18 protein-coding genes are annotated in these 21,385 nt (G+C 62.8%); 10 read left to right on the top strand and 8 right to left on the bottom strand.

The annotated features are described in order from the left end of the window. Positions 1–121: 121 nt before the first annotated feature. On the bottom strand, positions 122–2,113 hold the full coding sequence (gene prpR, locus PQR27_RS24665; protein WP_408526249.1) for a propionate catabolism operon regulatory protein PrpR: 1,992 nt from the start codon (positions 2,111–2,113) through the stop codon (positions 122–124). A 171-nt stretch (positions 2,114–2,284) separates the two neighbouring features. Between prpR and PQR27_RS24660 the strand changes: the two genes are divergently transcribed. From PQR27_RS24660 to PQR27_RS24645, 4 genes are all read left to right on the top strand, one after another. Beyond that, positions 2,285–3,169 (top strand): isocitrate lyase/PEP mutase family protein, encoded by an 885-nt coding sequence (locus PQR27_RS24660; protein ID WP_408526248.1) that lies wholly within the window; start codon positions 2,285–2,287, stop codon positions 3,167–3,169. 296 nt (positions 3,170–3,465) lie between these two features. Next, positions 3,466–4,905, top strand: coding sequence for an MFS transporter (locus PQR27_RS24655; RefSeq protein WP_408526247.1), 1,440 nt, complete (start codon positions 3,466–3,468; stop codon positions 4,903–4,905). 83 nt (positions 4,906–4,988) lie between these two features. Then, positions 4,989–5,423 (top strand): GNAT family N-acetyltransferase, encoded by a 435-nt coding sequence (locus PQR27_RS24650; protein ID WP_408526246.1) that lies wholly within the window; start codon positions 4,989–4,991, stop codon positions 5,421–5,423. 230 nt (positions 5,424–5,653) lie between these two features. After that, a protein-coding gene (locus tag PQR27_RS24645; RefSeq protein ID WP_408522330.1) for an IS3 family transposase occupies positions 5,654–7,017 on the top strand; the annotation gives its coding sequence in 2 pieces (ribosomal slippage) (positions 5,654–6,116 and positions 6,116–7,017; 1,365 coding nt in all). 177 nt (positions 7,018–7,194) lie between these two features. Here PQR27_RS24645 and PQR27_RS24640 read toward each other — a convergent pair. The 3 genes from PQR27_RS24640 to PQR27_RS24630 all read right to left on the bottom strand — a co-directional run bounded on the left by PQR27_RS24640 (position 7,195) and on the right by PQR27_RS24630 (position 10,403). Then, positions 7,195–8,055 (bottom strand): 2OG-Fe(II) oxygenase, encoded by an 861-nt coding sequence (locus PQR27_RS24640; RefSeq protein WP_408526245.1) that lies wholly within the window; start codon positions 8,053–8,055, stop codon positions 7,195–7,197. 93 nt (positions 8,056–8,148) lie between these two features. Then, positions 8,149–8,628 (bottom strand): nuclear transport factor 2 family protein, encoded by a 480-nt coding sequence (locus tag PQR27_RS24635; RefSeq protein WP_408526244.1) that lies wholly within the window; start codon positions 8,626–8,628, stop codon positions 8,149–8,151. Between the two features lie 155 nt (positions 8,629–8,783). Further along, positions 8,784–10,403, bottom strand: coding sequence for an MFS transporter (locus PQR27_RS24630; RefSeq protein ID WP_408526243.1), 1,620 nt, complete (start codon positions 10,401–10,403; stop codon positions 8,784–8,786). Positions 10,404–10,497: 94 nt separating this feature from the next. Here PQR27_RS24630 and PQR27_RS24625 point away from each other — a divergent pair, with 94 nt between their 5' ends. The 3 genes from PQR27_RS24625 to PQR27_RS24615 all read left to right on the top strand — a co-directional run bounded on the left by PQR27_RS24625 (position 10,498) and on the right by PQR27_RS24615 (position 13,593). Further along, positions 10,498–11,373, top strand: coding sequence for a LysR family transcriptional regulator (locus tag PQR27_RS24625; protein ID WP_408526242.1), 876 nt, complete (start codon positions 10,498–10,500; stop codon positions 11,371–11,373). Positions 11,374–11,506: 133 nt separating this feature from the next. Further along, the gene (locus PQR27_RS24620; protein ID WP_408526241.1) at positions 11,507–12,100 is read left to right on the top strand and encodes a hypothetical protein; all 594 of its coding nucleotides are present in this window, start codon (positions 11,507–11,509) and stop codon (positions 12,098–12,100) included. A 140-nt stretch (positions 12,101–12,240) separates the two neighbouring features. Further along, the gene (locus PQR27_RS24615) at positions 12,241–13,593 is read left to right on the top strand and encodes a DUF2325 domain-containing protein (RefSeq protein WP_408526240.1); all 1,353 of its coding nucleotides are present in this window, start codon (positions 12,241–12,243) and stop codon (positions 13,591–13,593) included. Between the two features lie 27 nt (positions 13,594–13,620). On the opposite strand, the gene PQR27_RS24610 is transcribed toward PQR27_RS24615, so the two are convergent. The 3 genes from PQR27_RS24610 to PQR27_RS24600 all read right to left on the bottom strand — a co-directional run bounded on the left by PQR27_RS24610 (position 13,621) and on the right by PQR27_RS24600 (position 15,245). Beyond that, positions 13,621–13,944, bottom strand: a complete 324-nt coding sequence (locus tag PQR27_RS24610; RefSeq protein WP_408526239.1) for a winged helix-turn-helix domain-containing protein — start codon at positions 13,942–13,944, stop codon at positions 13,621–13,623. 115 nt (positions 13,945–14,059) lie between these two features. After that, complete coding sequence (locus tag PQR27_RS24605) at positions 14,060–14,599, bottom strand: nitrogen fixation protein NifQ (protein ID WP_408528287.1); 540 nt, start codon at positions 14,597–14,599, stop codon at positions 14,060–14,062. Between the two features lie 157 nt (positions 14,600–14,756). After that, positions 14,757–15,245 (bottom strand): molybdopterin-dependent oxidoreductase, encoded by a 489-nt coding sequence (locus PQR27_RS24600; RefSeq protein WP_408526238.1) that lies wholly within the window; start codon positions 15,243–15,245, stop codon positions 14,757–14,759. Positions 15,246–15,479: 234 nt separating this feature from the next. On the opposite strand from PQR27_RS24600, the gene PQR27_RS24595 reads away from it, so the two are divergent. The 3 genes from PQR27_RS24595 to PQR27_RS24585 all read left to right on the top strand — a co-directional run bounded on the left by PQR27_RS24595 (position 15,480) and on the right by PQR27_RS24585 (position 19,225). Further along, entirely contained in the window at positions 15,480–16,442 is a 963-nt protein-coding gene (locus tag PQR27_RS24595; RefSeq protein ID WP_408526237.1) for a hypothetical protein, read from the top strand. 71 nt (positions 16,443–16,513) lie between these two features. Beyond that, complete coding sequence (locus PQR27_RS24590) at positions 16,514–17,389, top strand: extracellular solute-binding protein (protein ID WP_408526236.1); 876 nt, start codon at positions 16,514–16,516, stop codon at positions 17,387–17,389. 6 nt (positions 17,390–17,395) lie between these two features. Beyond that, positions 17,396–19,225 carry an ABC transporter ATP-binding protein/permease gene (locus tag PQR27_RS24585; RefSeq protein ID WP_408526235.1) on the top strand — a complete coding sequence of 610 codons (1,830 nt, stop codon included), beginning with the start codon at positions 17,396–17,398 and terminating at the stop codon, positions 19,223–19,225. 707 nt (positions 19,226–19,932) lie between these two features. On the opposite strand, the gene PQR27_RS24580 is transcribed toward PQR27_RS24585, so the two are convergent. Beyond that, positions 19,933–21,375 carry a nicotinate phosphoribosyltransferase gene (locus PQR27_RS24580; protein WP_408526234.1) on the bottom strand — a complete coding sequence of 481 codons (1,443 nt, stop codon included), beginning with the start codon at positions 21,373–21,375 and terminating at the stop codon, positions 19,933–19,935. Between the last annotated feature and the right edge of the window lie 10 nt (positions 21,376–21,385).

The raw sequence follows: 21,385 nt of genomic DNA, 5'->3' as shown, positions 1-21,385 counted from the left end.
GTTGGAAAGTGGAGTCAGTATGTCAGACGTCGCTTAATAGGTAAAGCGGATTGTTTTAATGATGACGATAGTCTGACACTATTTACAGATCGACCTGTGGCTATGGTGCCGGATCAGTCCGTCAAGGTTCGGTCTTCATCAACCTCCACAGGGTTGTACGGCCGATACCCAGCGCCCGGCTCGCCGCGGCGCGGTTGCCGCCGCACTGCCCGAGGGCGCGCATGACGTCCTCGCGGCTCGGCGGACGACGGGACGGCGCTTCAGCCTCGGCGGAAGCCGTTGTAGAAGCCACCGCGGTCGGCTTCATCCGGCCGAACTCCGGAAACACCGCCTGCAGATCCTCCCAGGCGCCGCCGGCCGGCTCGCTCAGATAGATCGCGGCGCGGGCCAGCAGATTTTCAAGTTCCCGGACATTGCCGGGCCACGCGTAATGCTCGAACAACGGCGCGAGAAACGCCATCACACGTTCGAGCGCGCTCGCCGACAACCCATATTGGAGCGCACTGCGGCTTAACAAGTGCTGCGCCAGTTGGGCCACGTCGCCGCGACGCTCGCGCAGCGGCGGCAATTCTATCTGAAGCAGATTCAGACGAAAATACAAATCCGCGCGGAACACCCCCTGTTCGACCAGCGCATGCAGATCGCGATGGGTCGCCGCGATCACCCGCACGTCGATCGGCGTCGCGCGTCCGGAGCCGAGTTTCATTACTTCGCGTTCCTGCAGCACGCGCAGCAGACGGCTTTGCAACGCCGCCGGCATTTCGCCGATTTCGTCGAGGAAGATCGTCCCTGTGTGCGCGATTTCGAAGAGACCCGGCTTGCCGCCGCGCCGCGCGCCGGTGAACGCGCCCTCCTCGTGGCCGAACAGTTCGCTTTCGATCAGCCCCTCGGGCAGCGCCGCGCAATTGAACGCGACGAACGGATTGCCGCGCCGTCGGCTGGCGTTGTGGATGCCCTGCGCCACCAGTTCCTTGCCGGTGCCGCTTTCGCCGCTCAACAGTACGGTGGCGTCGTGCGCGGCGCCTGCACGGGCAAGCCGCCGCACGCGTTCCAGCGCGACCGAGTTGCCGACCAGATCGTCCAGGCTGTGCCGCGCGACCAGATGCCGCGGCCGCTGACTCGTGCGCAGCGAGCGGTCGATCCGTTGCGCGACCAGCGCGTCCTGCACCGTCACCACCGAGCCCGAGCGCAAGCCCTGCTCTACGATCGGCACGCAATTGACGATCAGCGCGCGACCACCAATCTGTTCGATACGCTCCTCGACCGGCGCGTCGTGCTGAAGCGTCTCGCGCAGCAGCGAACCGACCACGCGCCCCAGTTGCCCCGCAACGTCCTGCTCCCGGTCGAGCCCGAGCAGATCGAGCATGGCGGGATTGACCGCCTCGAGCCGGCCGGCGTCGTCGAAAGCGGCCACGCCGTCGCGCAGGTGAGCGACGATCGTGTTGAGCCGCACGCGCTTCGATTCCTTCTGGCGGCTCACGCGCGCCAGTTCGACCGAGCGCTCGAACGCTTCCTCGACGGCGCCGAGCGAATACAGGAACACGCTTTCCAGGCCCGCCTGCTGCGCGACATCGCAAGCCATCCCGGGACCGATGATGATGCTGCAACCTTCGGCGGCGAGGCTCGCGACGGCAAGACGCACTTCGTCGACCGAACGGTAGGCGCGCTGTTTCAGGCCGACGGTCAGCCACGCGCTCAGGTCCGCGAGTTCGTGCGAAATCGTGTCGTGCAGCACCAGTCCGATCTGCGCGCCGGGCCACGTGGCCGCGGCGCGGGTGATCGCGCTCAGCACGTCGAAACCGTTCACCTTGACCATCACGACCGGCACGCTCAGGTTGTCGCGCAGGTAAGCACCGTTCGACCCCGCCGCCAGCACGACATCCACCGCGCCCGCGTCGACATAGGCCTGCAAGGCCGTGACGGCGGCGCCGTAGCCCTCGCGGACCGCAAAAAACGTCGCGCGCCCTGCATAGCGTGGCGCAACGGTCTCGCAAAGCGACTGCAGGCGGCTGATACTAACCAGTGCAACTCCGGGACGGCCCGGATTCAGACTGGCAAGGGACGACGTGAAAGTGGACACTGCAAGACTCCGCTCGAATCTGAAACGTTCCATGAAACGTTTCATGGAACACACGCGTCATTCTGCCACGAACCGCGCCACGCCGCTCTCCGCCGTAAGCTCCTGATTAATCGACACTAACCGGTCAGGGTCACGGATTGGCATGCATCCTGCGAATACATGCCAGCTTCTATCCACTCACGTCCGTTCTGGAGACACATCATCATGACCACTACCACCGCTGCGCGCCGCGCCGCCTTCCGCGCCAAAGTCAACCAACGCCAGGGCCTGCTCGTACCCGGCGCCTTCAATGCGATGAGTGCGCGCGTGATTGAAGACGCCGGCTTCGAAGCGATCTACATCACCGGCGCGGGCGTGACGAATATGTCGCTCGGCCTGCCCGATCTCGGCTTCATCGGCCTTGCCGAGGTCGCGGAACACACCGCGCGGATTCGCGACGCGGTCGCCCTGCCGCTGATCGTCGACGCCGACACCGGCTTCGGCAACGCCCTGAATGTGCGCCAGACCGTGCGTGTGCTCGAGCGCAGCGGCGCCGACGTGATCCAGTTTGAAGACCAGATCATGCCGAAGAAATGCGGACACTTCTCAGGCAAGGAAGTGGTCAGCGCAAGCGAGATGGTCGGCAAGATCCGCGCGGCCGTCGATGCTCGTGAAGACGGCAATCTGCAGATCATGGCGCGCACCGATGCGGCCGCGGTCCATGGCATTGAAGACGCGATCGAGCGCGGCCATCGCTTCATCGAAGCCGGCGCCGACATCCTGTTTATCGAAGCCACCGAATCGCTGGCCGATATCGAGCGACTGCCGTCGCTGTTCGACGCGCCGCAACTGATCAACATCGTGATCGGCGGCAAGACGCCCGTGCAATCGCGTGAAGCGCTGGCCAAGCTCGGCTACGGCATCGTGCTGTACGCGAACGCCGCGCTGCAAGGCGCGGTACTCGGCATGCAGCGCGCGCTCGGTACGTTGCAAAGCAATGGTCGTCTCGACGAAGACGCTACCCTCGTTGCGCCGTTCAGCGAACGCCAGCGGCTCGTCAACAAACCGCTGTACGACAAACTGGATCGGGAATACGCGGCGAAAGATTAACCGACGCGCATACCTGGGCGTTTCCGGCGCGCGTCGCGCCGCATTGCCGCGGTCCGTGGCGATACGACTTGAATTGTTGCGTTACGATTCAGGGCTGGCGGCCGCGCATAGCCTTTATCGGCATGCAACCGATGCCGCCAGGCAAGCCACGATCCCGTCGCCGTTCTGTATCGGGATGCCGGAAACGCGTTTTCGAAAGGTAGTCGCAAGAACATGAAGTCAACACAATTTGGCGGGACACAGCGCCGCAGCGTCGGCATGACGGAAAACCCGCGCCGCGCGACGGGGACGGCGCAATGACCAGCACGAGCGCGCGCAATTCGCATGTTGGCTGGCTGCCGTACATCGTGGCGGCCACCTTCTTCATGGAATATCTGGACACCACGGTGATCGCCACGGCATTGCCGCAGATGGCACAGTCGTTCGGGGTCGGTCCGAATAGCCTGAGCCTCGGTATGACGGCTTATATGCTGGCGCTGGCGATTTTCATCCCCGCGAGTGGCTGGGTCGCCGATCGTTGCGGCTCGCGCACGGTGTTCTTCAGCGCGATTGGCGTGTTCACGGTGGCGTCGATCTTGTGCGGCTTGTCGCAGAACGTGACCGAATTCACGGCCGCGCGACTGCTGCAAGGCATGGGCGGAGCGATGATGGTGCCGGTCGGCCGCCTGATCGTGGTCCGCAGCACCGAGAAGAGCCGGATGATGCAGGCGATCTCGACCATTACATGGCCGGCGATTGCCGCGCCGGTGGTTGGGCCGCCGGTGGGCGGCTTCATTACGACCTATGCGTCGTGGCGCTGGATTTTTCTGCTGAACGTGCCGTTCGGTCTCGCGGCGATGGCCGTTGCCCTCGCGCTGGTGCCGAACCTGCGCGGCAGCGAGCGCAAGCCCCTCGACGTGGTGGGCCTGTTGCTGAGCGCCGCCACGCTGACCGCGATCCTGTACGGCGCCGAACTCGCGAGCCAGCCTGGTGAAAATCCGTGGGTGGCTGCGGCGGTCATTGCCGGCGGCTTGCTGATGGGCGTGGTGGCGTTCCAGCATGCGAAGCGGCACCCGCATCCGCTGATAGACGTCTCGACGCTGAAGATCCCGACCTTTTCCGTGACGGTTGTGACCGGTTCGTTCACCCGTATCGGCATTGGCGCGGTGCCTTATCTGATGCCCTTGCTGTTTCAGGTTGGCTTTGGCTTGTCCGCCTTCAAATCGGGCCTGTTGCTGCTCGCCAGCGCATTCGGCAACCTCGGCATGAAGGCATTGACCACACGCATCCTGCAGCGCTATGGCTTCCGGATGGTATCGATCATCGACGTGACGGTGGCTGGCGTGTTCATCATTGCATGCGGGTTGCTGACCCCGAGCGTGCCGCTTGTGCTCGTACTGTTTGTCGCATTCATTTACGGCGTGGCGCGGTCCATGCAGTTTTCGACGTTGGCCACCCTGGCCTACGCTGACGTTGCGCAACCGCAGATGAGCGCGGCGAGCACCTTGTGGAGCGCCGCGGCGCAAATGACGATTGGATTGGGGATTGCCTTCGGCGCCGTATCGTTGCGCGCAGCCGCCTTCTTCAACGGCGAAACGACGGGCCGCGTATTTACGCTCGACGACTTCCGCCTGGCGTTTCTGTTTGCTGGCGTGCTGACGCTCGTCTCCGTGTTTGGCTACATGGGCCTCGCACGCGACGCCGGCCAGAGCATCGGCGGCGGCTCGCGCGGCGCCGAAGACCCGGCGAAGGGTTAACGGCGAATCGCACACGGAACGGCGGCACACAGAGGCCACCGTGTCCATTGACGGCATTAGCAAAAAACGGGGGGAGACACGCGGTGCAAGCAAACGACCTGACGATTTCGAGCAGTAAGGCCGACCTCGACATTGGGATGATCCATGCGTTCCTGTCGCAGGAGACGGCATGGGCGAAGGGCATGCCGCGGAGGACGCTGGAGCGGGCGATCGAGGGCTCGTTATGTTTTGGCGCGTATATCGACGGACGGCAGATCGCGTTCGCACGCCTTGTCACGGACCAGGCGACGTTCGCGTATCTATGCGACGTCTTCGTGCTACCGGAGTACCGGAGCAAGGGTTACGCGTCGGCGCTGATGAAGCACATATTCGCGACTCTTTCGTTGACGGGTTTGCGTCGCATCGTGCTGGTCACGACAGATGCACACCACGTCTACGAGCCGCACGGCTTCAAGGAACTGCAGAATCCCGAACGGTACATGGAGTTATACAACCCGGATGTGTACAAGACGACGTGAGGAAAGCGTCAGCACAGGCAAAAAAAGCAGGGATGTTTTATTGAAGTACCGCATCGGCGCGCGAAGCGCCGCCGGAGGAATGACGGCCTGGTCACTCACGAGGGAAGGTGCGCAGGCTCAATCTCTACGGAGCCACTACACCCTCCGAGCCAGGGGACCCACTTAAAAATTAGCGGTTTTGAACTGCACCCCAAAAGTTGGACACCGATCCAACCTTTGGGGTGTTTTTCATGGCCAAGTACAGTGAGCAGTTAAAGCTGAAACTGGTGAAGCAGTACGTGACCGGTTCGGCTGGTGTCGAGGTACTTGCAAAGCGGTACGGAGTGAGCCGCTCGGTTTTGCAGCTCTGGATTGCGGCCTACGAGCAACATGGACGGGACGGACTGCGCAAGAAATTCAGTCACTATGACGCGCAGTTCAGGATGTCGGTACTCATGCACATGTGGCAGAAGAATTTGCCATACCGGCAGGTGGCTGCGGTGTTCGACATCCGCAGTCCGGGCTGCATAGCGCAATGGGAACGCCGGTATCATGATGGCGGTATCGACGCACTGGCGCCTCGTCCACGAGGGCGCCGCAAAACAATGACCCAGCCAGTTCCTGAAAAGCCAACCGAAGTCAGTGCGCCAGATAAGCGCACGCGTGAGCAGTTGCTCAAGGAAAACGAGTACCTGCGCGCGGAGGTGGCCTATCTAAAAAAGCTCGATGCCCTGCTTCAGGCGAAGAAGCAGGGCGCGCAAAAGAAAAAGCGCAAATAGTGCAGGAGCTCCGGCAGCACCATCCGATGCCCGCTTTGCTCAAGGCAGCGGGTCTGGCGCGCAGCACGTTCTACTACCAGTTGAGCGTGCCGGATGCCGGTGAGCGGCACAAGGACCTCAAAACCCGCATCAAGACTGTGTATGAACGCCACAAGGGCCGTTATGGCTACCGGCGCATCACGGCGGCGATCCGGCAGGCGGGCCAGAGCGTGAACCACAAGACGGTGCAACGTCTGATGGGACAACTGAAACTGAAATCGCTGGTGCGCGCAAAGAAATACCGCTCATGGCGCGGCGAAGTCGGGCGTATTGCGCCGAACCTGTTAAACCGCGAGTTCAGCGCACAGCAGCCCAATCAGAAGTGGGTGACGGACGTGACGGAGTTCAACGTGCTGGGGCAGAAGCTGTATCTGTCACCGGTCATGGATCTGTATAACGGCGAGATCGTGGCTTATCAGATGAACACGCGACCGGTCTTCGATCTGGTCAGCGGCATGCTGAAAAAAGCGCTGGCAAAGCTTGGTCCTCAGGAGACCCCGCTGCTGCATTCGGACCAAGGCTGGCAGTACCAGATGCCTGCTTATCGACGGCTGCTGGATCAACACGGCCTGACGCAGAGCATGTCGCGCAAGGCAAACTGCTACGACAATGCGGCAATGGAAAGCTTCTTTGGCACGCTCAAGGCGGAGTTCTTCCGGCTGAGCAGGTTTGAAAGTATCGACGAGTTGAAGGCTGGCATCAGACAATACATTCACTACTACAACCACACACGCATCAAGCTGAAACTAAACGGGCTGAGTCCTGTGATGTACAGAACCCAGCCCTCTCAAACCTGAACGCAAACTGTCCAACTTTGCGGGGTCAGTTCATTTGAGCCGCTTTCTTTTGCCTACTTTTCTTTGCGGCCGGCAAAGAAAAGTAGGTGCCCCCCGCACAGGGGGAACGCTAATAAACCACCAACAAAACTTCGGCCAAAAAAGCACCGCAGATCAAGCGACCGAACAACGGGCGCGTCAGCCGTAAGCCCGCTCGCGCATCCACTTGGTCATGATCCACTTTTCGCCGCCTAGCACCGGCGCGCCGCCATGCAGGGTGAGCGGATCAAGTTGACGCTGGCCGTTCATATAACGGAAATACACCGCGCCGCCCTGTGTCGCCGCGACCGAGAGGCCCGCTTCGGGGAAAATCGTTTCGCCACCGTCGGCGACGTCGTTCAGATAGATCACCAGCGTCGCCACACGCTGGCCGCCTTGCGCGGTATGGACGGCACTTCCAGGCTGATCGGGCGGAAAGTAGTCGAAATGCGGACGATATTCGCCGGTCATGCCGTAGTGAAGAATCTGCAGTCCTTCGCCGTTTTCGACTGGCCAGCTCATCAGGCTCGAGATACGCCGCTCCATCCGCTCGATAAAGGCGTCTTCGCCGCGCTGGAACCAGATGCCTTCGCTGGTGCGGTTGCGGATCACGTCTTCCTTGCCGGTCGCGGGATTGACGGTGGTCGACCGTTTCAGCCGGTGACGCGAGCGTTCGATCAACTCGCCGCACTCTTCGGGCGACAACACGTCGGCAAATACGATCACCTGGGGACGTTCGCAACGCATCAGCACGCGAACGTCGCGATCGTGCGCACGGATCACGTTGCCACGCGCCACCGGCGGGTCGTCGTACTGGTACGTTTGCGGGGCCGACTGGGGTAAGGCCGCCTCGGTCGCGCCGTTCGCCGGCTGCACACCGAACGCGTTGCGCACCGCCATGCGGGCGGTGTCAGCAGCGAACCCGGCCTGCACCATCGAGTCGATCATCGAGTCCATGCTGCAGCCGCGTCCCACGTTGGTACGCAGCCATTCTTCCCAGGCTGAATCGACTACAGGCATGACGCTCCTCGCTCCTCGGTCTAATAAAATACTGCATCAACAGACAGGCTCGTAGCAAGCGCGAGGCTGGATGCCTGACGCCGGGCTACGCACTCACGCGCGGCGCTGCCGGCGTCGATAAAGATCGAGGCCTTTTCTCGCCTGTGCGCGGATCGCGCGCTGCACGAACGGCGTCCAGCCGAGCAGCGCGCCTTTGAGGCCCAAAGCCTGACGGGCCCAGCGCCACAGATCGAAGGTGTCGCGATGTTCGGCAATGCGCCCTTCGCGGAACACGAAACGGGCGTCGATCCGGTTCACGACCGTGCGGCCCGTCTGACTGAACGTGTAGCGGGCGACCCAATGGGCACGGCCGCTCCGCTCGTCGGCTTCGACGCCGTCGTAGGTCAGCGAAAAATCCTGGGCACGCGCAACCAGCATGCGCCACATATCGCGCGCCTCTTCGCCGCGCAACTCGCCAAATGCGGGATCGCTGAACAGCGCATCGTCGGCATAGCAGGCGGCCATTGTTTCGGCGTCGCGCTGCTGGAACGCGGCATAAAAACGCTCGATCAGTTCGGTGTTGGGATGGCTCATTTTTTGTATTGTGCGTTGCCCTGCCATGGACCTGGCCACGAGGGAAGCGCCCGCGACACTGCGCGGGCGTGCTGCACACAATAGCCGAAAACGGCCCCATCGGGGCAGCGAGACAGTAGGACACGACGACGCGGCACGAGGCTTGCCGGCCCCCCCTAGCCGTTGGACACGACGCCGCGCGCCGGCACAGCATCGCTGCGGCGACCCAGCAGCCACACCGCAGCCGCAATCGAAGCGGCGACGGCGCTGGCCAGATAAAGCGCCGCCGCAAAACCATCGGCAAAGCTCACATGTGCAGCCGATACCAGCGTAGCCCGCAGCGCCGGACTGAGCTGCGCCGCGGCTTGCACACTATCGCCAGCCAGCACGCGCGACATGAAACCCGCGTCGAGCGCGGCCTTGACACCGGGTGTCAGCGGCGTGAGATCCAGAAACGCAGCGTGGGTGCGCGCCGCGAGCACCGCGCCCAGCACGCCCACCGACATGACGATGGCGGTAAAACGCGTCGTCGTGCTGATACCGGATGCCATGCCGGTTCGATGAGTCGGCACGCAAGCCATGATGGCCTTCTGCGTATCGCCATTGAGGATTCCCGCGCCCAGCCCGGTCACGACCATGCCGAGCGCGACCAGCGCGTAATGTGCGTCGCCGGCTACCCATGCCGTCAGCAGATTACCCGCCGCGATCAGCAGCAGCCCCGTCGCGAGCAGCGACATGCTCGACAACCGGGCGGACAGCGAGGCGCCGATGTACGGCCCCACCACCATCGCCAACGCGAACGGCAGCATGCCGACGCCCGCGGCCACCGCCGACAGGCCAAAGACGTTCTGCAGGTAGAGCGGCAAAAACGTCATCATCACCTGCGCGCACGCGGCGTAGCCGAACATCGCGAGGACGGCGGCGACGAAGCGCGGCTGCCGGAACAACGTCAGGTCGACCATGGCGTGCGCCCGCACCCGTTGCACCTGGACGAACGTGCCGAACAGCAGCGCGCAGGCCGCCAGCCTCGCACCGGTTGCCCAGCTCGCGAGCCCGTCGGTCGGCACCTCGATCAGCGCCCAGATGCCGAGCGCCAGCGCAAGGCCGAACAGGATGCTGCCGGCCGCATCGAGCGGGCCGGCTTCGGGATTGCGCGACTCGCGGATCGAGCGCGACGCGCACCACGCAAGCACCGCGCACACCGGCAGATTGAGCAGAAAGATCCAGCGCCAGCCAAGCCATTGCGTGATCACGCCGCCGACCAGTGGCGCGACTGTCGTCGCCAGCCCCATACAGGTGCCCCAGATGGCCCACGCGCGCATGCGTGCCGGACCTTCGTGAAAGGTATTTGCGATCACGGCAAGCGCCGCCGTCAACAGCATGGCGGCGCCCACGCCCTTGACCGCGCGCGCCACGTTCAGCAGCGTCGCCGAGGGTGCCACCCCGCAACCGAGGGACGCCACGAAGAACACCGCGAGACCAAGCAGCAACATCCGCTTGCGGCCGACCCGATCGGCGAGACCGCCCGCGGGCAGGAGGCATGACGCGAAGGCGACCATATACGCGCTGACCACCCATTCGACATCGGCGAAACCGGCATGGAACGAGCGCGCAATCGACGGCAAGGAGACCGCCACGACATTGGTATCGAGAATGATCAGCGCGCAGGTCGCCGAAGCGGTGGCCAGCACGAACGCGGCATTGGCGGGTTGGCCGCCCGGCGTCTGGACGGGCACTGTCTGATGGTCGGGTTCGGCGAGGGAGGACATGCTGGCAGGCGCTACGGGCAAGCGCATCGAATCGAAGTCCGCTCATGGTAGCCGCGCGTCTATTGCCTGTCATTGGCATAGAATCACAAGATAATTAGCTCTGGCGGAAATACTGAACACCATGCGCCAACTCGAATTGCGCCATATCCACGCCTTCGTGTGCGTCGCGAAGCATCTGCACTTCTCGCGCGCCGCCGACGAACTGAACATCGCCGCACCGTCGCTGACCAAGCTGATCCAGGAAGCGGAACGGCTGCTCGGCGTGCGCCTCTTTCATCGCACCAAGCGCTCGGTGGCACTGAGCGCGGCCGGCAACGCCTACCTCGCTGAAGCGCTTGGCGCGCTCGAACATCTCGCACGCGGCGCAGAGCGCGCGGTTCTCGCCGAGCGTGGCGAACTCGGGAGGATCGAAGTCGGCTACGTGGCGTCGGCGGCCTATGCGGGGGTGTTGCAACACGCGGTTGGCGGGTTTCGCGCCAGCCATCCGGGCATCGACATCTCGATTCGCGAGGTGCCGATGGACGGCGTCGCGGCCATGCTGCGCGACGGCCTGCTCGACGCCGCCTACGTGCGCCCGCCTATGCCGTTCATCGACGGCATTCAGGCCACGACCGTGCATCGCGACATGTTCGTCCTCGCGTTACCGGACGATGCTGCGCTGGCGGCCTCGCTGAGCATCAAACCGTCGCAATTGCGCGATCATTGTTTCGTGCTGCCGGAACAGGAGGCCGGCACCTTCGAAGTCGCGCGGCGCGGGCGCTTTTCGCCGCGGCTTGGCCCGCGTCCCGGCACACTCGCGGCGGTGATCGCTTGCGTCTCGCTGGGCAGCTACGTGGCGGTTGTGCCGCATACGCTGGCTGACTGCATTACTTTGCCGGGGGTGGTGTACAGAAACATTGCCGGCAAGCCCATCCCGTCGGAAATCGCGATTGCCTATAGAAAATTCGAACGGGCGCCCGCCGTACGGGCGTTTCTTGAGTTCGCACAAAGCCGGTAAACGTTCGCATTCAACACTCGCGTGGGCTTTCGTTATATCCTGTCGAATATCACGGTAGGCATCGTGAAGCGTTGGTGCGCGTTGCCGCCAGCAGCGCTACGCGAGCGAAACACGCATTCAGGAGCCAGCAGCAGTGCGCAGTCGATCCATATTGTCCGATCCCGCGGGACGCTTCGAGCGCTTGCCCAATGAGCTTTCGTCGGCCATCGTCGCGGTGAAATCGGCGTCCGAGCGTGGCCGCGCCGAGCTGATCCGCGACGTCGTCGATGCTTACAGGCGCCTTTACGGCAGCGTGCTGCGCTTCGTGCTGATGCTGACAGACGACCAGCTGAACTTTGCATCGGTCGGCACATCGGGCTCGCATTCGTTGAACCAGTTGCTGTCGATCCTCGCCGAACAGGCCAGGGCGGCGGCGTTTGTCCGCCTGCGCGACCTGAAGGCGGCCATCGAGGAAGCACGCTCGGCCGAACAGCTTCGCGATGCGATTTTTTCTGACGCGTTCAGCAACGACCTGAGCGCATTGCGCAAGGTGGTGGCGGCGCTCGAACGGCTCGACACCGCTTTTATCGGCTTGTGCGTGGGACATGTTCTGGAGCAGCATGCGGGCCCGGCCAGCGACGCGGCTCCGACACCGATCAAACGCACGGCCACCCGTACGGCCCGCGCCCGCACCACGTCCCAGCGCAAATCGCACACGAGGCCAACGCTCGTGCGCTCAAACGACTGATCCACCGATACCGCACGTGAACGATATTTTTTTCGCACCGCTATATCTTGCCGAATATATTGCCATGGAGAACGGTGCAGCCAACGCCTCTCCTACACGCACCCCGCTCGCTTGACGCCTGAACAGGATTCGAGGTCCTCATGCACACGCCGCCGTTTCGTCTCGCCCAGCCCTCGCGCCTCAAACTGTCCGCTGACGCACTGGCGGGCACCGGCACCCAGTCAGCCGACCCGTGCTGCTCGCCCGCCAGGGCTTCGCCGCAAAACGCCAAGCGACGCGCACGCCTCGCCGAACTCGACAATCATCTGCATTGCTCGATCATCGGCACGTGTCTCAGCACGCATGAACTGCGCAAACTGGTGCCCAGATTCACCGGCCTCGATCGTCAGGACGCGAGCGATCTGGAGATTCACCACTCGGCCGTCGAACTCGCGATCGGCGGCGGCGCGGGTGCCAAGGCGCTGCACAAGTCACTGGACGAACATTATGCGGCCGCGGTCCGCCGATTCGATAAAGCCGTCGACGAAGTCGAATTGCTCAGGCTATGGGACGAAGCACTAAAAAGCGGCGACATTCCGCCCGCTTACTGGGCCTTGATGACGCACCCCTACGCGACCATGCCCGTGCGCCAGAAAGCGTTCGGCGATTTGCATATGCTGTCGCATCTGGTCGGCGCGGCCAATCGCGCGGACATTCGCAGGCTGGTTGCGCTAGAAGCGGAAAACGCCGCGTTGAAAGAGAAGGTCGAGCGACAGCAACGCCGCTTGCAGGACGTCAGCATGCAGCGTGACGCATCGATTGACGCGTTACATGAGCAGATCGCACGGCTTACCGCATTAGCCAGTCGCCAGACGCCAACCGACATCGGCGATCCCGACGCCGACGTGCAACGCTTGCGCGACAGGCTGGTCGAGGCCGATCAGCGGGTGGCATTGCATACCAGCCGCCGCGAAGCGGCCGAACAACGCCTGCTCCAGGAGCAAGGCGCCGCCGAGGCGCTCCGCAAGAGCCGCGATCAGGCACTGGCGCTTCTCAAGCAGGTGCAAAGCGAATGTGACGCACTGGAACGCGCGACGCTCGACGCCGCCGATGACATCAACCCAGCCGGCACGCGCCGCGCCAGTCTCGAGGGCGTGCGCGGCAAGCGGATTGTGTACGTGGGCGGCAGGCCCGGCTCGAATGCCGCGCTCAGACGGCTAGTGGACGCGGCCGGTGGCGATCTCGTCGTGCACGACGGCGGCGTGGAAGATCGCAAAGGACTGCTCGCGGCAGCACTGCCGGGCGCGGATATCGTCGTGTTTCCGGTGGACTGCATCGATCACGATTCGATGAATACGCTCAAGCGGGTCTGCGACCGTCTGCAGATCGACTATTACCCGCTGCGCACCGCCAGCGTGGCGAGCTTCGTCGAATTGATGACCCGCCTGCACGCCGTGCAGGTCGCGCAACCCGCCCACCCGCCAGTTTCGGCGTTCTGCCCGCGACACGGTTGAGCGTGTGCCCGAACGGGCATTGGTCGTTCAGGAACGGATCAGGCGGGTCAACTCGGCGATCTGTTTGGCGCAACTCCGTTGCGCCTCTACTTCGACGTCGCGGTAAAGGCGAATGATAGTTTCGCCAACCGGCGTCAGCGTGCATCCGCCGCCGCTTTGACCACCCTGCTCCGAATGCGTGGCGGGCGCTTTGAGCGAGCGGTTCAGTTCGTCGATCAATAGCCATGCGCGCCGATATGACATGTCGAGGCTGCGCGCCGCAGCTGAGATCGAGCCATGCTCTCGCACGGCTTCGAGCAATTCGACTTTGCCCGGCCCCAACGCAACGGCATCGCCGCTGCGGATACGCATTCTGAAGCGCACTTCGGGGCGCGTTTTCGCCGGTCGCAGTCGGGTTTTTGTGGTGTCAGCCATGCGCGAAAGGATACACGAACCGCCTCGCGCTGCCACCCTGGCGCAACAGCCTTTAATGGTGCTCCGGGAAACAATATCCGTAGTCTTCGCAACCCGGGCAGCCCGGTGCTGGGCCAGGTTGCAGGCCAAGCGAAAGCGCGCGCTGCTGGGCGAGGAATTTCTTCCAACGCAGATTGGCGACGTTCAGCGCGACTAGCGTCGGAAAATAACGCGTGAGCATCCACGTGACTTCTTCGCGGCCGGCAAGTCCAAGATCGCGCCACAGATGGTCCGGCCGCAAGCACGCATGGGCGATGATCGAGGCGAGACACTGCGCGTCGTCCGCATGAACAGCGGCGCTTGCATGCGTGAGTAGCAGCGCGTGCAGTGTCTGGACAAACGCCGTGTGCTCGGCCGTTTCGATGGCAGGCAAGCGTGCCGGTATGGCATCGCTCATGTGCGCAAAGTGCCGCTTCAGTAGCGCGCGCCACACCGGTTGCGCCAATCCGAGCAGCGCGAGTTCGCCGCGTGCGTCGCGCGCCGCGATCAGTTTGGCGAATAGCCAGGTGTCGGGCGATGCCGCATCCGTTGCAACGGCGAGCCAACGGGTCATGCGTGCCGCGGCCTGGACGTCGTCGGGTAGCGCAAGCGGTGGCGCGTTTTGCGCTGCAACAAGCCCTGCATGTGAAAGCGGATCGTCAGACATGGTGGCATGGTAGAGGTGAACTACAGACCATGCTACGCCTGCCCTCGCCTGTCGCCCGATTCGCCTAGGCCGACGACTTCAAAACGTGCGCCTCGATGCGCGCGAGACGTTTGACGTGACGCGGCGCGGGCAGGATGTCCGAGCCGGAAAACAGGATCGGCGCGCCATCGTCGGCGTCGAGCGCGCGGCCGCCGCATTCGTAAGCCACCAGCACATTTTCGCCCACCGGCGTATTGAAGAGCTCGTGCCAGGAGAACGTCACGACATAGCCGTCGTGCCCCACCGCGACAAATACGGTGCGCTTGAACTCGCCCGGCACCTCGTTCGGCAGACCCGCTTCCGTGATCAACGTCGTCAAACGTACGCCGCGGTATGGTTCGACGCTGCGGATGAAACGGTTCGTCGTGTAGCAGCGCAGATCGAAGGGCGTCGCCAGCACGCTCTCGTAGCGCTTGAGCTGTTCGAGCTCGAATGACAGCGGGCGCTGGAAACGTCCGCTCAGGACCAGCGCGTCCGCCACGGCCGGCGCAGTCATCACATTCATACTATCCATACGCGGTTATCTCCAGCATTGATGCCCGGGCGGCTTGTCCGCTCGCTATGTCCGTGTGTATATTACGCTGCGTTGACGGCTTCCGGCGCGAAACGGCATCGATACGCAATATATCGTCCGGCATATTGGCCCATGCTGGCGCCCCACCCGCCCCAATAAAAACTCACCGCACGCGCTGACGTGCTGCCGTGCCGGCTTCCAGCCAGTTTGCCGCCTGGCCACTCAGGAGATCACATGCGCTTTTCAGCCCGCGTTTCGGCCCGCGTTTCGTCCTGCCTCACACCCGCTGTGCGGCGCACCGCCGGCGTCTCACTCGTTACGTGCGTTCTGGTCACTGCGCTGGCCGGCTGCGGCGGCGACACCGTGACAGCCGTGCCGCAACGCGTCGCCGTCAGTGCGTCGCCGAATGGCATAGCGGTGCGTGCCACGGACGGCGCCGTCTTCATCACCGACGACCAGACCAACAGCGTACTGTCCTCGCCCGATGGCCATACCTTCGCGCACTACGCCACCGTACCCGTAGTGGCAGGTCAGGCGAACAGCCTGAGCCAGTTGAGTTTCGCGGATGCCGGCGCGCTGATGATCGAACGCTTCGGCTTCGGCACGGCGAGTGCGGTTTTCAGCATCACCGGTGTCGATGCGATTGCGGCGCTGAGCGGCCCCGATCCAACGCGACGCCGCCTTGGGCTGATCTCGATCGGCTCGAACCGCCTGCTGTCGACGTGGTTCATCAAAAACGGCAGCAATCCGCCGCAAGGCGGCCTGAGCCTCATTACCTACGATCCGAACGCGCACACCGCCGTCGAGCGCGATCTGTTGACGGCGCTTGGCAAACCGGTCGGCGTCGCGGTATCGGGCGATACCGTGTATGTCTCGGATCAAGCGAATAACAACATCGTCAAGGCGAGTCTAAGCATGCTGCCTGGTGGATCGCAGGCGGCCGCGCCCAGCGTGACACTTGCACAGATCGCAAGCCCGGACCTGATGGCGGTCGACGCAAGCGGCACCCTCTACACCAAATGCAACGCCACGGGCCTGTGCCGGATCGCGCCGGACGGCACCATCAGCGTGCTTGCAAACGACTTTCAGGACGCCCGCGGTGTCGCGATCGACGCATCACGTCATCAGCTCTATGCAATCGACCGTCCCGGCAGCACGGGCGGCACCAGTTACGTGCGGATTTTCCCGCTCAATTGATTGCGCCGACATGCAACGTCACACGATGGCGTCGTAATATAGCGCTCTTAATAACGTATCGGGGTTATCGCATGATTCGCAAGCTGCTCGCCTCTCTCTTGGTTGTCGCCGGGGTCGTGACGGCCGCGCCCGCCGTCGCGCAGGACGACACGGTCAACGTGCTGTATGCCGGCTCGCTCGTCAATCTGATGGAGCGCAGCGTCGGTCCGGCGTTCGAGAAAGCCACTGGCCAGCATTTCCGCGGCTATGCAGCGGGTTCGAACAAGATCGCCAACGAGATCAAGGGCAAGCTGCGGCGCGGCGACGTGTTCATCAGTGCGAGCCCGAAAGTGAATGACAGCCTGATGGGCGAGGCGAACGGCGATCACGTCACGTGGTACGTGAACTTCGCCGAATCGCCGTTGATGATCGGCTATAACCCGCAAAGCAGATTCGCGGCGGAGTTCAAAACCAGGCGCTGGGATCAGGTGTTGCAGGCGCCGGGCATCCGCATCGGCCGCACCGATCCGAAGCTCGATCCGAAGGGTGCGTTCACCGTCGAGATGATGACGAAGGCGGCCGAGCTCTACCATCAGCCGGACCTCGTCGAGAAGATCCTGGGGGCGCCGGAAAATCCGGCGCAGGTTTTGCCAGAGGAGACCTTGGTGGGCCGCCTGCAATCCGGCCAGCTCGACGCCGGTTTCTTCTATTCCACCGAGACTTCCGATCTGAAGATTCCGGCGATCCGGCCAGCGCCTGAATTGCAGGCCAAGGCCGGCTACACGATGACGATTCTCAGCGATGCGCCGAATCACGCCGGCGCGAGCAGCTTCGTCGACTTCGTGCTGAGCGCGCAAGGACGCGCGCTGCTCAAGCAGCATGGCGTCGACGTAATCAAACCCACGGTGAGCGGCAACGTGCAAGCGATGCCGCCTTCCGTGCAAGCCGTGATCGACGCCGCGCAATAACGCGCGGTGAAACGTACCGCCGCGCAACCGCTGCTATGGCTGGCGGCGCTGCTTGCTGTCTATTTGTGTGCGCCGTTTGTCGCGAGCGTGCCGCAACTCGGTGCAGCCGACTGGGCAAATGTCGACTGGCAAGCTACGTGGTCGGCAGTGGGTGTGTCGGCCGCGAGCGCCAGCGTGGCGTCGCTCGTGATTCTGCTGGGCGGCGTGCCGCTCGGCTATTTTCTGGCGCGCTCGAACTCCCGCAAGGTGGCGCTGCTTGGTTTCATCGTGCAACTGCCGCTCGCATTGCCGCCGCTGACGAGCGGCGTGCTGCTGCTATTTCTGCTCGGACCGTATAGTTGGGTTGGCCGCTTTACCGGCGGCGTGCTGACGGATTCGTTCGCCGGCATCGTGCTCGCCGAAGTCTTCGTAGCTGCACCCTTCCTGATCATCGCCGCGAAGTCCGCGTTTGCTGCCGTCGATCCGGTGCTCGACGATGTCGCCGCGACGCTCGGCCATCATGCCGCGAGCCGTTTTTTCAGGGTCATGCTGCCGGTTGCGTGGCCGGCGATTCGTGCCGGGCTTGCGCTCGCGTGGCTGCGCGCTTTCGGCGAATTCGGCGCGACCGTGATGGTCGCCTACCATCCGTATTCGTTGCCGGTGTACACGTACGTGGTATTCGGCGGCCAGGGCTTGCCGGCGATGATGCCTTTGCTGCTGCCGACACTGGCGATCGCGATTGTCTGCGCGGCGCTGTCGATTTATAGCCTCGGACAGAAAGCCTCGCTCGAAGAGACTGAAAACGGCGATGATGCGTTAGAACCCGCTGTGCAACCGGCCGCCAGCCGAGGCGATAACGAGAACCTGCGCCTCGCCTTCCATTTACGACGACAGTTGGGCGCATTCCATCTCGACATCGCGTGGACACCTGTCACGCGACGCCTCGCGATCATCGGGCCATCGGGTTCAGGTAAATCGTTGGCATTGCGTTTGATTGCCGGACTCGAACACAACGAAGCGGGTGGCGTGCGACTGGGCGCGACCGATCTTGGCGCGCTGCCGCCCGAGCGTCGTCAGATTGGCTATATGCCGCAGGATTACGGCCTTTTCCCGCACATGACGGTTGCGCAACAACTGGCTTTTCCTGTTGATGCCGACGCAGCCAGTGCACGGTACTGGCTCGACCACCTGGGCCTGGCGCAACTGGTGGCGCGGTTGCCGCATCAGCTGTCGTTTGGTCAACGCCAGCGAGTGGCGCTTGCGCGTGCGTTGACGCGGCATAGCGAACTTCTGTTGTTCGACGAACCGTTTGCCGCGCTGGATACACCGCGACGGCGCCGCTTGCAGCAGTCGCTGCGGACGTTGCAGCGCGAGATTGCGGCGGTGACAATTATTGTCACGCATGATCCTGACGAGGCGGCCTTACTGGCTGACGAGGTACTGGTAGTCGAACAGGGACGTGTGTTGCAGGCGGGTTTCATCGACGCGATTTTCGAGCGGCCCGCTTCGCTGCGGGTTGCCGAGTTGCTCGGATTGCACAACGTCGGTGAAGGATTGATGAGCGCGCCTGGGCGGCTTGAGATTTGTCACGGGTTGGTGATTGAGACAGGCGAATGCGGGCGCGGGTTTGCCGCCGGGCAGCGGGTAATGTGGCGGGTTTCTTCCCATGCGGTGGTGGTGTCGGATGCGGGCGCTTTTAATGGGTTGGTCGACGCCGTCGAACTGCGGCGCGGGGAACGGTATGTGCGGGTGAATGTTGCTGGAGTGCGGTTTGATGTGGCATGTGAGGATGTCGCGCTGCGGGAGGGGATGGGGTGTCGGGTTGAGTTTTTTGCCTACGGCGTTTGGGTTTGGTAGTGGTTTGGGGTTTGCCTTTGGCGGCGGCATCTCCTTGCGTTGTTTGCCTACGGCGTTGGCCTTTCCTTGTTTTCTTATTGGTCTATTAGCGTCGCCCCTGTGCGGGGCAGGCACCTACTTTTCTTTGCCGCCGCAAAGACAAGTAGGCAAAAGAAAGCGGCTCAAACCGCCAACTCTTAAGTGGGTCCCCTGGCTTGGAGGGGCTGGTGGTCCGATTAACGGACCACACCGTGGTCCATAACGGTCTGTGACACAGCCGTCATTCGCTCCCACTCCGCACCGCGTGCGTCGCGGTTGGGTCAACCAGGGAAACCAGTGGCTTCGTTTGTGCGCGGTGGGGGCCATCGGCTTCGCCTCGGCGAGGCGCGAAACACACAGGTGGTTTTATGAAGTACCGCCCCGGCGCGCGCAGCGCCGCCGGAAGCATGACAGCCTGGTCACTCACGCAGGCAGGTGCGCAGGCCCAATCTCTACGGAGCCACTAGACCCTCCAAGCCAGGGGACCCGCTTAAAAATTGGCGGTTTTGAGCCGCTTTCTTTTGCCTACTTTTCTTTGCGGCCGGCGCCCCGAAGGAAGTCCACTTGGTGGGCAAAGAAAAGTAGGTGCCCCCCGCACAGGGGGAACGCTAATAAACCAATAACAAAACAAGGAAAGGCCCAAGAAGCCAGAACAAGGAAAATGCCGCCGCCAAAGGCAAAAAAAACCATCAAATCTCACCTGCGTGAGCCCGCTCTCTGATATCAGCAAAAGCAGCATCCACCAGCAGCTTCCCGGAATCAAAAACAGTCACCAACGCTTCATCCCAATCACCTTCGACAGTACCATCACCCCAAGTGACCGGCAGCGTCACAGTCCGATACTCGCCCGTGTGGCGATTCACCAGCAACGTAAGCCGCCCTTTCATAGACCGCTTCCCAAGATCCGTAACAGGATCCTTCCACACATCGTGCCACTCATCCCCCAACCGGATGGCCGAACACTTCATCGCAAACCGCTGCGTATCGCGATTGATCTGCTGCAACAACGCGCCTCCCATCCCGAACACGATGTTGTCGGCCGCGAACCCGGCCTCATCCATCGCGGCGAGAATCGCCTCGATCGAATCCGGATTGACGCCGTCGCCCTGAATAACCCGCACGTCATTCAGCACCCGACGCCCCTTGCTGTTCTGCGTCGAACCAAACGACACCTCGAGCACCCGCATGGTCTGCAGCACAATCGTCAGCGGATCGCCGGAATCAGGCCGGATCACCAGCGTGCCGCCGGAATCGATCACGGTCTGCTTCAACTCCGTGCCCCACACTTCAAGTGCGGCGAACAGGTCGTAGGAATCGGACACCACCGACACAATTGCCCCCGGCTTGCCGAACTTCGCAATCATGTTGCGGAACGCGTCGGTCTCGCGCTCGCGGCCCCATGACGTGATCGTGCTGTGCTCGGCGGCCGGCACCGAAAACGCCGCCATGGGTTCGTTGTAGTAATGGTTCGCCGCGACCACACCAAGCACCGTATCGGAGCCCATGAAACTGACGAGGTGCGCGCACCCGCCAATCGCCGCGGACTCCGCACTCGAGACACCACGCGCGCCAAAGTCGTGTAGCTTGAACGGCAGTTGCGTGAGATCGTCACTGCTCTTCTCAAGAAAGCCACGGATCGTCTTGCGCAGATGCCAGCTTTGCGTCGCGACCGTGATCGGGTACCAGACGCGCAACAGCATGGTTTCCAGATACGAAGCCAGCCAGAACACCTGGGGATCGTCGCATTCGACCGTCACCAGCACATTGTGCGTCGGCACGATCGACCCTTCAGGCACCGCGCGAATCCGCACGGGCAGGTATCCGTCATGACGTTCGACGATGTAGCGCCAGCCGGCTTCGTTAAACGGCTCGCCATGCGCGGTGAAAAACGCCTTCGCCTGATCGATCATTGCGGGCGTCACAGGACGGCACAGATATTCCTTGATCAGCATCTGCAGACCGAAGAACAACGTGCGGTCGTAGCGTCCGCCGCGAGACTCGATATACGAGAACATTGCCGAGGCTTCGGGCGGATATTGCAGGTAATGCGACGCCTTGTATGAATCCGTGTTGAGGATAGGATTCGACAGGATCGAGGCAATATCGTTGAAACCGTTGCTATCGTTTTGCATGGCTAGAACT

The organism is Paraburkholderia fungorum (assembly GCF_046027215.1).
Classification (GTDB): Bacteria; Pseudomonadota; Gammaproteobacteria; order Burkholderiales; family Burkholderiaceae; genus Paraburkholderia; species Paraburkholderia fungorum_D.
This window is presented reverse-complemented; position numbering and strand designations above follow the sequence as displayed.